This is a genomic window from Streptomyces sp. NBC_01320 (genome assembly GCF_035974375.1).
GTDB classification, from domain to species: domain Bacteria; phylum Actinomycetota; class Actinomycetes; order Streptomycetales; family Streptomycetaceae; genus Streptomyces; species Streptomyces yanii.
Genome location: NZ_CP108390.1, coordinates 738,075 through 749,924 on the forward strand (window position 1 = coordinate 738,075; position 11,850 = coordinate 749,924).

Genomic DNA, 11,850 nt, shown 5'->3' on the forward strand with positions numbered 1-11,850 from the left:
GGAAGGGGGTGGCCCGGGCCGGATTCTCAGGCGCGCCGCCGCTGTTCCATGCGTGCGAGGGCTTCGGCAAGCTGGGTGGCCCCGCCGGGCGCGGCAACCGGTTCCCAGATGATCCCTACCGCCAGACAGATGCCGCTGACCAGGCGCTCGGCCTCGCGGGTGTCGTACCACTGCTCGACTTGTCCTGGCAGGGCAATCCACCACAAGGCGGTGGTCGTTGTCTTCCCGGCCGGAACGAGGTACTCGCCGCGCCAGACGAGGGGGTACCGCTCCTGCTGGAGGTGGGTGAGCATGCTGCCGAGGTGCTCCTGCCGCGCGATCTTGTAGGAGGTCATGGATGAGCGCCTGCCTGCGGGAACCGGGCGGGGCGCCGGATGGGCAACGCGGGCAGTGGCGGTGGCTGGCTCCGAGGTCTGGGGCGCGGCGGGGCCTTCCTCGGCGGCGGCAAAGTGGTCCATGGCCGCCGTCAGGGAGAGCGACGGCCCCTCCCCCGCTCCTCCGGGGCCGCTGGTCGTCAGGAAGTCTGCCGCCGTCACGTCGTTGGTGGTGAAGGGGTTCCCTGCTCAACCCGGCATCCGACCACTGCCTGACCGTCCCCGGCTCCGACATCGCCAACGGAACCCCCGCGGAATTCCGGAACTGCGAACCTTGACTACTGGATCACCCGCGTCACCAACCGTCCCCAGCTCAGGAGCCACGCATGACAGACATCAGGCAGCAGGTTCTCGTCCTCTATCTCGCCAACTCTGCCCTCGACTCGAACGTCGTCGGATGGGCCCGCTACGACGGAACGGGCACCATCCGCCCGACCACCGGGGACAGCGACGAGCCGCCCTACGCGACCGGAGTCGCGGCCCTGGAGGACGGCTGGCGGCTCTTCCAGGCCGCACAACTCCTGCCGCCGGCTCCCGGGCACGAGTACGGCACGTCCTTCCTCAAGCACGAGTTCCTTTTCGAGAAGCTGCACGGCACCTCCCCGTCCTCCAGGTGACGAGGCGCGAGTCCCGGGCCATGGCCGACGCCCGGTAAAGCCAGACGCAGAAGGCCCGCGCGACGACCACGGTCGCGCGGGCCCTCTGCGTGGCCAGCAGGTCAGCGGAGCCCGATCCGTTTCAGTGGCAGGGCCAACGACTCGGTCACTATCTCCGGCGCGGGCTTCGCGAAAGGCGCCACCGTGCATTTCGGGAAGAACACCTCGCCATCCGGATGGTCGAGACCGCCGGGAGGGGGGCGATGAGCGATGAGTTTTTCCGCGATCCGCAGTCATTCAGTGATAGTTGGTGCACCGCGGCCGCGAGGTCGGTCGCAGCGTGCATCGACCGAACCAGCTGAGAACCAGCCACGAGACACCAGGAGACCTCAGATGCGTACCTTGATCAGCACCGCCTTCGTCTCGCTCGACGGCGTCGTGGAGGCCCCGGGCGGCGAGCCCGGTTACCGGAACTCGGGGTGGACCTTCAAGGGCGTCGAGTTCCTCCCCGAGGCATTCGACATCAAAGGACGGGAGCAGAAGCAAGCCACCGCGATGCTGATGGGCCGAGTCAGCTACGAGGCATTCAGCCCGGTGTGGCCGGGCATGGAGGACTTCGCCGACTACAAGGTGATGCCGAAGTACGTCGTCTCCACCACCCTCACCGAGGACGACCTGGTTTCGAACTGGGGCGAGACCACGATCCTGCGCTCGCTCGACGAGATCGCCGCATTGAAGGAGACCGAAGGCGGCCCGATCATCGTCCACGGCAGCGCCGCCCTCAACCAGAACCTTTCAGACGCCGGCCTGATCGACCGTTACCACCTGCTCGTCTTCCCACTCCTGCTCGGCGCGGGCAAGCGTCTGTTCAGCGACACGGACAAGGACACCCAGAAGTTGAAGCTTGTCGAGCACGAGGCGTACGCCAACGGCCTGCAGAAGAATGTCTTCGACGTCGTCCGCTGACGATGCTCCCGCGCTCGCCCTGCCGTGACTGGAGCGACCGCGCCCCCGGACGTGGCACCCGTCGGAACCGACCTGCGTGTCCTACGCCACAAGTTCGTTGAAGAAGCCCAGCGAGGTGTCGGCGGCGAAGTCCCTGATGGCAGAGGTGTTCGCTGTGCTCGTCGCGGAACCCGCCAGAGTTCTTAACTGACTTCCGGCGCGGCATACGAGAAGTCGTACACGGCGAAGTCGGTAACCGGGAGGTACCCGATTCGCTGGTAGAGGCCGTTGCTGGTGGGGTTGGCCAAGTCCACAAACAGCACGACCTCCGTCGCGCCTGTGGCCAGCGCAGCCCTGTACGATCCTGGTGGTTAATTGGCGCAGCGTCACAGCAGCGGGTCGTGGGGTCCCGAATCCTGTCTGGTTTGTCGGCAATGCGGGTGCGCTCGCTTCGACGCCTTCGGTGCCTGGATACGCTGAGTAATTAACCACCAGGGTCCTGTACGTGCCGAATATTGCATCCGTGCTGGTCACAGGCCTGATCCGGGGTCAGCGGTGTGCAGCTGATGCGTCAGCCTTTCGCGCGGGGAGGGGCTTCTTGGAGCACGCCTGGACCGACTGCGAGGATGCTCAACTGTGCTGTTGCGACTGCCGTACCTCGCCCTGTCGACCGCCTTCAGCTTCATACGGCTGTTGCCGATGGGCGAGCGGGAGAAGGATCTGGAGATCCTGGCGCTGCGCCACCAACTCGTCGTGCTGCAGCGGCAGGTAGGCAAGCCACATCCGACGTGGCCCGACCGGGCGCTGCTCGCCGCACTGCTGCACCGCCTCCCCCGGGTGCGGCTTCGTCAAATCCATTTGATCGTCTGCGCTGACACTGTGCTGCGCCGGCACCGCGAGCTCCTGCGCCGACGCCACGCCAAGGCCTCCCGCCCCAAGCGCCGGGGCCGGCCCCGCACCGTCCGCTCCATCCGCGCCCTGGTCCTGCGCCTCGTGCGAGAGAACCCGGAATGGGGCTACAGGCCCGTGCACGGAGAACTCGCCGCGCCCGGCATCAAGGTCGCCGCTTCCACCGTGCGGACCATCCTCAAGGAACACGGCATCCCGCCCGCACCCGAACAGGGGCACACGACTTGGGCCGACTTCCTGCGTTCCCAGGCCGACGCCATCCTGGCCGCCGACTTCTTCGAGACCAAGACCCTCACCAAAACGACCCTGACCGTCCTCGCGGTGATCGAACACGCCACCCGCCGCGTGCGGGTCCTTGGCGTCACCGCCCACCCGACCGCGGCATGGGTCACCCAACTCGCGAGGAACCTGGCCATGGATATCCAGGACGCCGGAACGAAGATCAAATACCTGATCCGGGACCGCGACGTGCGCTACCCGGCCGGCTTCGACGGCGTCCTGGCCGAGGAGGGAATCAAGGTCGTGCAAACCGGGGTGAGAATGCCCCGCATGAACGCGATCATGGAGCGCTGAATCCGCTCGTGCCGGACTGAACTCCTCGACCGCACCCTGATCCGGGACCATGCCCACCTGCTGCACGCCCTGCGCGAGTACGAGGCGTTCTACAACGCGCACCGCCCGCACCGCACCCTCGCCGGCGCCGCACCCCTGCGCCGGCTGCCCGAACCGATCACCGAACCCGACCGGCTCGTCCACCTTGACGTCCACCGACGCGACCGCCTCGGCGGCATCCTGCACGAGTACCAACATGCAGCGTGAGCAGCACGGATGTGGTTCTCGGCACCTACAAGGCCGCCGATACCCGTATCGAGGCGGCGCGCACGGTCATCGGACTCGTCGCGACGCTCTGGTTGATCTTCAGCTATCCGCTGCGGAAGTCGGGGGGACATCGCGGGGGCAAGTTCACGGAAGTCCTCAGCAGCGTCGGTGTGTTGCTGGTGGTCGGGCCGATCGCGCTCACCGTGTTCGTGCTGGCCGCTCGTCCGCCGGTGCGAGCCGTATACCGGCGGCGCCTGAGCAGCCCGGCGACGGGAATGGGGGTGCTGTTCGGCTCCCTCTTCATTCTGTGGGTCCTGATGACCGACGCGATGATGTTGCCGCAGACGGGCATCTTCCAGATCGTGCTGATTCCGGCCCTGCTGGCGTCGATTCTCTTCGGGCTGCCGTTCGTGCTCACAGCGGCGGTGCTGTGTGTGCACCACGTCTTCCGTACCGCCGATGTGCACAAGGTACTGCGCCGCTGATCTCGCCCGTGCTGGTGTGGGCCATGTTCGTCTTCCAGCTCTTCGACAGCGCGCCCGTCGCCGCCCCGGTTTGGGTGCGCGGGCTGTTCCTGGTCGGGCCACCGCTGTCCGTCACGCTTCTCTCGCTGTGGGAACTACGCCGACTGCGCACTCATTTCGATCTGACCGTACGCGGCGCGCTGCGGCAGGACGACCGTGTGCCGGCATAGCTCCGGCGAGGTACGCGGGGCCCTGCGCGCGCAGGGCCCCGCGTCACTTCAGCAGCCCGTACGGTCCTCCGTCAGGGTGCCCTGCTCGGTCCGCAGTGTGCGGTCGTAGCAGCCTTCCGACCCGTCCAGCCGGTAGTGCTCGCTCGACGTGCCGACGGCATGGCGCTGGTCACGCGGGACACCCAGCGTCCAGGTGGCGTCGCCGGTGTAAGTGTCGTCGAGCCGCGACCAGGAGATGCGCTTGCCGGCGCGTACGACCGAGGTATCGGCGCGGTCCCCGAGCGTGAGGACGGTGCGCAGCCGGTTGTCCGTGCCGATCGTGGTCTCGCCGTCCATGGTGTAGACGCGGTGGGTGTGCGCGACGCGCGCCGGGCCCCGGCCGTCCACGGTCACCGTCTCGTCGTCGTCCCAGCGGGCCGTGAGCCCGTCGGTGTTCTCGTCCTCCGTCCAGCGGTGGACGGAGGTGTTGGCGAGGGTGCGCGAGACGGTGGTCTCGACGCGCCCATGCGAGGTCTCGACATAGCCGGCGACGGTCAGCCGGTGGCCGCCCTTGGTGTCGAGCCGGTTCAGTGAACCGGGCGTGACCGTCGTCGAGTTGGCCAGGTCGCTGTGAGGGCCAGACGCGGCCACTCGTGTCCCCGAGCCTCCGTGTGTCGACACGAGCTGTCACGACCCATGCGTGGTCACCGACTCCGAGCGAGTCGGCGAGAGTAGGCGTGCCCCGAGAGGCTGACCGGGTCCCCGGTCACCACCGCGGCTTCGTCGGGTTGAAGTCTGGGTGGAACCGGCGCATGTAACCCGTGTCGTCGCGTCCGGGGGTCCCGTGCCGCAGGTAGTTCTCATGCAGCCGGGCGAGCGCGTCCCGGTCCAGCCGCACGCCGAGCCCTGGCGACATCGGCACCGGCACGGCGCCGTCGACGAAGGTCAGCGGGCGCTCTACTACGTCGACACCCAGCTGCCACGGCGTGTGGGTGTCGGCGGCGTAGGACAGCTGCGGCAGTGCCGCGCCGAGGTGGGTCATCGCGGCGAGGCTGATGCCGAGATGGCTGTTGGAGTGCATAGACATGCCAAGGCCCCAGGTCTCGCAGATGCCCGCCAGGCGCACAGACTGCCGCAGTCCGCCCCAGTAGTGGTGATCGGACAGGATGACCTGAACGGAGCCGCGATCGACGGCCTCGGGAATGTGGTCGAAGGAGACCACGCACATGTTGGTGGCCAGTGGCATGCCGGCGGTCTCGGCGACGGCGGCCATGCCGGCCAGGCCCTCGGTCGGGTCTTCGAGATACTCCAGCAGGCCTTGTGTCTCGGCGGCGACCCGGCGGGAGGTCTTGACGCTCCACGCGGCGTTGGGATCGATTCGCAGCGGCAGCGCGGGGAACTCCTCGCGCAGCGCGCGAATGGCGTCGAGCTCCTCGTCGGGGTGGAAGACACCGCCCTTCAACTTGATCGACTGGAAGCCGTACGTCTGCACCATCGTCCGGGCCTGCGCCACGATCCCGTCAGGGTCGAGCGCAGCGCCGTAGGGGTCCGGGGCATCGCCCGGATGCTGCGCCCACTTGTAGAACAGGTACGCCGAGAACGGCACCGCGTCGCGTACCCGGCCGCCGAGGAGGTCGTGGACCGGACGGCCGATCGCCTGGCCCTGCACGTCGAGGCAGGCGACCTCGAATGCGGAGAAGACCCGCAGCGCCGTCTTCTCCGGGCTCATGCCGCCGGCCGGACCGAGTTTCTCCGCCGGCGCGTCGACGGTGCCGAGCAGTGAATCCACCACGGACTTGATGTGTTCGGTCTGGAACGGGTCCAGCCCGATCAGCAACGGTGCCACCCTACGCAGCACCGCCAGGTGCGTGGCGTCGCCGTATGTCTCGCCGAGCCCGACGAGTCCGTCCCCGCAGTCGACTTCGATGATCGCGCGCAACGCCCACGGCTCGTGGCAGCCCACGGCGTTGAGCAACGGCGGATCAGGGAACGCAATGGGCGTGATACGGACGTCGATGATCGTGGCGCGCCCTGACGGGCTCTGTAGCTCCACGCGGTCCCTCCTCGTATGAAAACCGGTCGTCATGCCCGGGGCTCCTTCAGTCGGTGGATTGCCGCGCGTCCGCAGTCCACGATGGTCGCGAGTTGCGCGAGGTGTTCTGGTGTGGCCTCCACCAGCGGCGGGCGGACGGGGCCGACGGCCAGTCCGGCCAGCTGCGCACCGGCCTTGACCAGCGAAACCGCGTAGCCAGGCACGCGGTCGCGCAGTGCAGCGAACGGCAGGTAGAACTCGGTCAGCAGGGTTTGCTGCGCCTCCTCGTCGCCGGCGCGCACGGCCCGGTGGAACGCGGTGGCGATGTCGGGGGCGAAGCAGTGCACCGCCGAGGAGTAGCTCTCGACGCCGATCGCTGCGTAGGCTCGCGCGCTGAGCTCTGCGGTCGGCAGGCCGTTGAGGAACCCGAACTCGGCGGCGCGGGGGTGTCCGCTGGTGCGTACGGCGGTGACCAGGCGCAGCATCGCGTCGACGTCGCCGCGGCCGTCCTTGATGCCGATGACGGTCGGGATGTCGAGCAGTTCCACCGCGGCGGCCGGATCGAGGACTGCGTTGGCCCGCTGGTAGACGATGATCGGCAGCGGTGTGGCCTCGGCGACGTAGCGGATGTGGCGCACCAGCCCCTGCGGGGTGGATGTCAGCAGGTAGGGGGGCAGCAACAGCAGTCCGTCGGCGCCGCATTCCTGCGCGGCTTGCGCGAACTCCTGCGCGATCCGCGGGCCGCCGCCCGCCCCGGCGAAGACGGGCAGGCGTCCGGCGGCCTGTGTCACGGCGGTGGCCACGACCTGCCGGTACTCGTCGAGCCCGAGTGCGGTGAACTCTCCGGTGCCGCACGCCACGAACAGCCCGCTGGGGCCGGCAGCGATCTGTGCCTCGACGTGGGTGGCGAAGACGTCCAGGTCGACCTTGTCGGCGTCGTCGAAGGGAGTCAGAGGGAAGGAGAGCAGTCCGGAGAGCCGCATCGTTCGTTCCTCGTGTTTCACGGTATTCATGGATAAATCTCCACTTCAGGGGTTGCGTCGGCCGAGGAGGTGCTCGGTCCGACTGTCAGGAACGGATTGCTGTCACCAGGCCTGTCCCATGGGGTTGGCGCACCAGGTGCCCCCGAGCCGGGTTGCGGTCAAGTCGGCGGGGTCCGGGGTGCCGTACTGGGCGATCACCTCGGGCGCGAACTGCTCGGCGTCGTCGAGCGGGTGGTAGCCGATCGCCTCACCTTCGGCCAGGCTCACCCAGCCGCGGGTGTTGCGGCTGACCCCCCAGACGATCCGGTAGCCGGGTTCGTGGCAGCTCAGGCAGGCTTCGACGAGGCGGTGCCCGTCGGCCGGTGACAGCCAGGTGGCCAGCCCGCGGATTCCGACTGGCCTCGGGAACCAGCTGCCGATTCGCAGGCAGATGATGTCCATGCCGAAGCGGTCGTGGTAGAGCTGCCCGGCGGACTCGATCGCGGCCTTGCTCCAGCCGTAGAGGGTGTCCGGGCGGGCCGGTGCGTCTGCGGCGACCGGAGTGCCGTCGTACTGGTGGAAGCCGACAGCATGTGCCGAGGAGGCGAGGACGACCCGGGGCACACCAGCCAGCCGGGCCGCCTCCAGGACGTTCAGTGTCCCGCGCACGTTGCGGTCCAGTACGTCGTCCAGGGTGGACTCGACGCTCTGGCCGCCGAGATGGACGATCGCGCTGACACCCCGGCATGCCTCCGCCAGCGCCTCGGCGTCGGTGAGGGAGACGATCACGGTCTCCTCCGCTCCGGTCCCTTCGATGGCGGGCGGCGTGGTGATGTCGAGAAGCCGCAGCGTGCGGCCCTCCCGTGCCGCCAACGGCCGCAGTTGCGTGCCGACCCTGCCCGCGGCGCCCGTGAGCAGGATCCGGGTGGTGTCGTCGGAGCCGGTGGCGTGCGCGCCTTGCCGGGTCATGCGGAACCTCCGATGTCGTTCGATGCGTGACTGAGCGGCGTCCATGGCCGGCAGTGGCCCGACTTCCCGGTCACGCCCCAGCGCCGTGGCGGCGACCAGGTGACCGAGCCGTAGCCGGGCCACCTCAGTCAGCCCTAGGAGGGGGCCGTACAGGTACCCACCGGCGAACGCGTTGCCCGCGCCCACCGGTTCGACGTACGCCGATAGCGACCCGTACCGTCCACCGCGGTGACTGGTGAACACGGTCGCGGTACGGATCGCGCCGCTTACCGCGTGCGAGCCGGCGGGCTACTCGTCGCGCTGCGCCAGCTGGGCCGCGCCGATCGCGTGCAGGCGGAAGGCCTGTGCGGCGTCCTCTTCCCGGCCGCCCACCAGCATGTCGAGCAGGCGTGCGTGTTCGTCGACCAGCTTGTCGCGGCTGCCGGTGTAGAACGGGTCGGAGACCACGCGCAGGGCCCAGAGGCTGGGCTCCATCACCTCCCACAACCGCGGGAGCAGGTGGTTGCCACTGGCCTGGCAGACGAGGCGGTGGAAAGCCATGTCGCTGTCGCGGAAGCTGATCGGGTCGTCCTGCCGGGCCGCCCGCCGCATGTCGTCGATCACGGCGTTCAGCTGGTCGACGTAGCCCTCGGCGCGGCGCTGGGCGGCGGCTCGGGCGGCGAACTCCTCAAGCTGACCGCGCAGCTCCCGTGCCTGCTCGGCCTGCTCGGTCGAGATGCGGGCGACCCGGCTGCCCAGCCGCGGCACGTGAGTGACCAGGCTCTCGTGGACCAGCCGCTTGACGGCCTCGCGCACCGGGGCCTGGCTGATGCCCAGGCGCTTGGCGATGTCGGATTCGACGATCCGCTGGTCGGGCACCATCTCGCCGCTCAGGATGGCCGAGCGCAGCAGCCGGTATACCCGGTCGGACAGCAGCCCGCCGGAAGCCAAGCCCTTGTTCTGTTCGAGCAAATCGTTCAGGCCAGTCATCAGTGCTCCCCCTGCCGCGTCGTCATTCTATTATCGATAGCGGGCGTGTCCGCCAGATCGAGTCCGTAGGCCCCGATGGCCGTACCGCCCCACACCGCGGCGGCTTCGTCCGCGGTCAACCCACCCAGCACACGTGCCGTGGCCCCGACCACGTCCTCGTACGGCGACCACAGCGTGCTGACCGGCCAGTCGGAACCGAACATCAGCCGGTGCGGCCCGAACACGTCGAGCATCACCCGAGCCACGGCGTCCAGGCGCACTCCGCCTGGTTCGGCGGTGGCCTTGCCGAGTCCGGACAGCTTGCACACCACGTTGGGCAGTCGGCCCAGTGGCGTCAGCTGCACGGCCCATTCGCTGAGGCCTTCGCGCCGCACGTCGACGGCCGAGATGGCGGCGTGGTCGACGACGAACCGCACCTGCGGCAGGTCCCTGGCCGCTGCGTATGCCTCGCGCAGGGTGCCGTGGCCCAGCAGCAGGTCCATGGCCAGGCCCCGCTCACCGAGAGCCGCGAGTGAGCGCCGCACCTGGGGCAGGCCGAGGCGGTCGCCCTCGCCGGCCCCGACCGGATCACGGAGTCCGACCAGCGCCGAACCCCCGTCCTCTGCGCGGAGTGCGTCGATCGTGTCCACAGCGGCTGGGTCGGCGAGATCCGCGTAGACGACGACGCCGGCGAGCCGTGGGGACCGCCCGGCCAGGCCCAGCAGCCAACGGGCCTCGTCCACGGTCCGCCCGGCCTGCACGGCAACAGCCGTCACCGTTCCGGAGGCCGCGGTGAGGTCGTCGAGACGGAAGGGGCGATGCAGTTCGCCTGCGGACCGCAGCCACGCATGGTCGTGCAGGTTGGGGTCCCACAGGTGGACGTGTGCGTCGATGGCGGTCACGGCGTCGGCACCTCCCGTGGGAGCAGTCCCGCTGCGCGCAGCTCCGCCCACAGGTCGGCGGGGACGGTGGTCTGCGCCATGGCGAGGTTCTCCCGCACCTCATCGGCGGTCCTGGCTCCGACGACCAGAGCGGACACGGCAGGATGCCCCCACGCGAACTGCAGGGCCGCCGCCTTCATCGGCACCCCGTGGCGGGCACAGATCTCCTCGATGGCCAGCGCGGCGGCGACCCGGTACGGCTCCGCTGTCCGGTAGTCGTACCTCGCGCCGGGCCGCGGGTCGGCCAGCAGGCCTGAGTTGTACACCCCGCCCAGGACGACCCCGACACCGCGAGCCTCGCACCCAGGCAGCAGGCCCGTCAGAGCTTCCTGGTCGAGGAGGGTGTACCGGCCGGCCAGCAGCACGCAGTCCACGTCGACCCGCGCGACGATCCGCTCCAGCATGTCGCTCTGGTTCATGCCCGCGCCCACCGCCGACACCACGCCCTGCTCCCGCAGGTCGACCAGGGCGCGGAAGGCCCCTGTGAGGGCCTCCTGCTCATGGTGGTCGGGGTCGTGCACGTGCGCGATGTCCACGCGGTCCAGGCCGAGCCGGGTCAGGCTCTGCTCCAGGCACCGCATGGTGCCGTCATAGGAGAAGTCCGGCTCGGCCCCGTCGTCAGTGAGACGGTATCCGACCTTGGTCGCGACGACGACCTGCGACCTGGGCACCCCGGCCAGCACTTGGCCGAGGCGCTGTTCGGACACGCCGTTGCCGTACCGGGGGGCGGTGTCGAACAGGCGCGTCCCGCCCGCCAGCGCGGCACGCACCGTGCCGGTGGCATCCTGCTCCGGAACCGGCTCGTACAGGTTGCCCAGGGGCGCGCAGCCCAGGCCGAGCCTGCCGACCGTGAGACCGGTACGGCCCAGCACACCCGGGCCCGAGACACGGTTCATCGCTGGGACGCCCGCTGCTGGTCGCGCCACTGCTCGTACTCCGCGCGCGACTCCGACGTCAGCGGGTAGTAGTTGCCGAGCCGGGCGCCCTGGTCGAGACGCATCCGGCTGAACACCTCCCACTCCTGGTGGTCCTGGGCCGTGGCGACCACCTCCGGCGCGGTCGCCTGGGGGACGACGACGGCGCCGTCGTCGTCGGCGACCACGATGTCGCCGGGCAGGCACAGCACTCCTCCGGCGGCAACCGGCACGTCGTACGCCCAGGGGAACAGCTCCGACTGGGAGGCGTAGTGCGGGGTGGTGCCGGTGCACCAGATCGGCACGCCGAGCTCGCGGACCCGCGGCGCGTCCCGGATCCGACCGTCGACGACGATCCCGGCGCCGCCCTTGCGCTTGAAGTAGCGGACGAGCATGTCGCCGACGCAGCCGCTGAACGCCGACCCGTACGCCTGGATGACGAGGACGTCGCCGGGCTGTACCGCCTCCAGGACCGCCCACAGGGCGGTTTGGCGTTCGACGGCCTCCTGGGCCAGGCCGCTGGCTATGTCCTCGCGCTGTGGCATGAACTGGAGCGTCAACGCCGACCCGGCGATCTTCTGCCCGGTCGTGAGGGGCTGCGGCCCCTCCATCCACGTGCGCCTGATGCCCAGGCCATGGAGCTTCGCGCACGCGGTGGCGCTGCTCACCTGGCCCATCTGATCCACCAGCTCCGCATCGGCACGCCGGTATGTGTCGCCGCGCACCGGAAGGGGAAACACTGGCTGGGCATGCTCATCGTTCGTCATT

Annotated in this window: 12 protein-coding genes and 3 pseudogenes; 5 read left to right on the forward strand and 10 right to left on the reverse strand. The window is 69.4% G+C overall.

Annotated features, from left to right (window positions below; all coding sequences use genetic code 11):
- Positions 1-26: 26 nt before the first annotated feature.
- Positions 27-536 (reverse strand): hypothetical protein, encoded by a 510-nt coding sequence (locus OG395_RS03820; RefSeq protein ID WP_327241596.1) that lies wholly within the window; start codon positions 534-536, stop codon positions 27-29.
- A 173-nt stretch (positions 537-709) separates the two neighbouring features.
- On the opposite strand from OG395_RS03820, the gene OG395_RS03825 reads away from it, so the two are divergent.
- Both OG395_RS03825 and OG395_RS03830 read left to right on the forward strand, forming a co-directional pair.
- Entirely contained in the window at positions 710-991 is a 282-nt protein-coding gene (locus OG395_RS03825) for a hypothetical protein (protein WP_327249246.1), read from the forward strand.
- A gap of 372 nt (positions 992-1,363) precedes the next feature.
- Positions 1,364-1,936, forward strand: a complete 573-nt coding sequence (locus OG395_RS03830; protein WP_327241597.1) for a dihydrofolate reductase family protein — start codon at positions 1,364-1,366, stop codon at positions 1,934-1,936.
- 182 nt (positions 1,937-2,118) lie between these two features.
- Here the strand turns inward: OG395_RS03830 and OG395_RS03835 are convergent.
- Positions 2,119-2,271, reverse strand: a pseudogene (locus OG395_RS03835) (GNAT family N-acetyltransferase); the annotation flags it as partial.
- A gap of 280 nt (positions 2,272-2,551) precedes the next feature.
- On the opposite strand from OG395_RS03835, the pseudogene OG395_RS03840 reads away from it, so the two are divergent.
- From OG395_RS03840 to OG395_RS03850, 3 genes and pseudogenes are all read left to right on the forward strand, one after another.
- Positions 2,552-3,643: pseudogene (locus OG395_RS03840) on the forward strand (integrase core domain-containing protein).
- Positions 3,640-4,128, forward strand: coding sequence for a hypothetical protein (locus OG395_RS03845; protein ID WP_327241598.1), 489 nt, complete (start codon positions 3,640-3,642; stop codon positions 4,126-4,128). The pseudogene OG395_RS03840 and the gene OG395_RS03845 overlap by 4 nt, the downstream one beginning before the upstream one ends.
- Before the next feature lie 23 nt (positions 4,129-4,151).
- Positions 4,152-4,337, forward strand: a complete 186-nt coding sequence (locus tag OG395_RS03850; protein ID WP_326791727.1) for a hypothetical protein — start codon at positions 4,152-4,154, stop codon at positions 4,335-4,337.
- A gap of 48 nt (positions 4,338-4,385) precedes the next feature.
- On the opposite strand, the pseudogene OG395_RS03855 reads toward OG395_RS03850, so the two are convergent.
- The 8 genes and pseudogenes from OG395_RS03855 to OG395_RS03890 all read right to left on the reverse strand — a co-directional run.
- A pseudogene (locus OG395_RS03855) lies at positions 4,386-4,943 on the reverse strand (peptide-N4-asparagine amidase); the annotation flags it as partial.
- Between the two features lie 139 nt (positions 4,944-5,082).
- Positions 5,083-6,369 carry a glucarate dehydratase family protein gene (locus OG395_RS03860; protein ID WP_327241599.1) on the reverse strand — a complete coding sequence of 429 codons (1,287 nt, stop codon included), beginning with the start codon at positions 6,367-6,369 and terminating at the stop codon, positions 5,083-5,085.
- Between the two features lie 29 nt (positions 6,370-6,398).
- Positions 6,399-7,361, reverse strand: a complete 963-nt coding sequence (locus tag OG395_RS03865) for a 5-dehydro-4-deoxyglucarate dehydratase (protein WP_327241600.1) — start codon at positions 7,359-7,361, stop codon at positions 6,399-6,401.
- Between the two features lie 72 nt (positions 7,362-7,433).
- On the reverse strand, positions 7,434-8,465 hold the full coding sequence (locus tag OG395_RS03870; protein WP_327241601.1) for an NAD-dependent epimerase/dehydratase family protein: 1,032 nt from the start codon (positions 8,463-8,465) through the stop codon (positions 7,434-7,436).
- Between the two features lie 102 nt (positions 8,466-8,567).
- A complete protein-coding gene (locus OG395_RS03875) occupies positions 8,568-9,248 on the reverse strand; it encodes a GntR family transcriptional regulator (protein ID WP_327241602.1) in 681 nt (226 codons plus the stop codon).
- A complete protein-coding gene (locus OG395_RS03880; RefSeq protein ID WP_327241603.1) occupies positions 9,248-10,129 on the reverse strand; it encodes an amidohydrolase family protein in 882 nt (293 codons plus the stop codon). Before OG395_RS03880 ends, OG395_RS03875 begins: the two co-directional genes overlap by 1 nt.
- Positions 10,126-11,064, reverse strand: coding sequence for an aldo/keto reductase (locus tag OG395_RS03885; RefSeq protein WP_327241604.1), 939 nt, complete (start codon positions 11,062-11,064; stop codon positions 10,126-10,128). Before OG395_RS03885 ends, OG395_RS03880 begins: the two co-directional genes overlap by 4 nt.
- Positions 11,061-11,849 (reverse strand): ribonuclease activity regulator RraA, encoded by a 789-nt coding sequence (locus OG395_RS03890; RefSeq protein WP_327241605.1) that lies wholly within the window; start codon positions 11,847-11,849, stop codon positions 11,061-11,063. Before OG395_RS03890 ends, OG395_RS03885 begins: the two co-directional genes overlap by 4 nt.
- Position 11,850 lies beyond the last annotated feature (1 nt).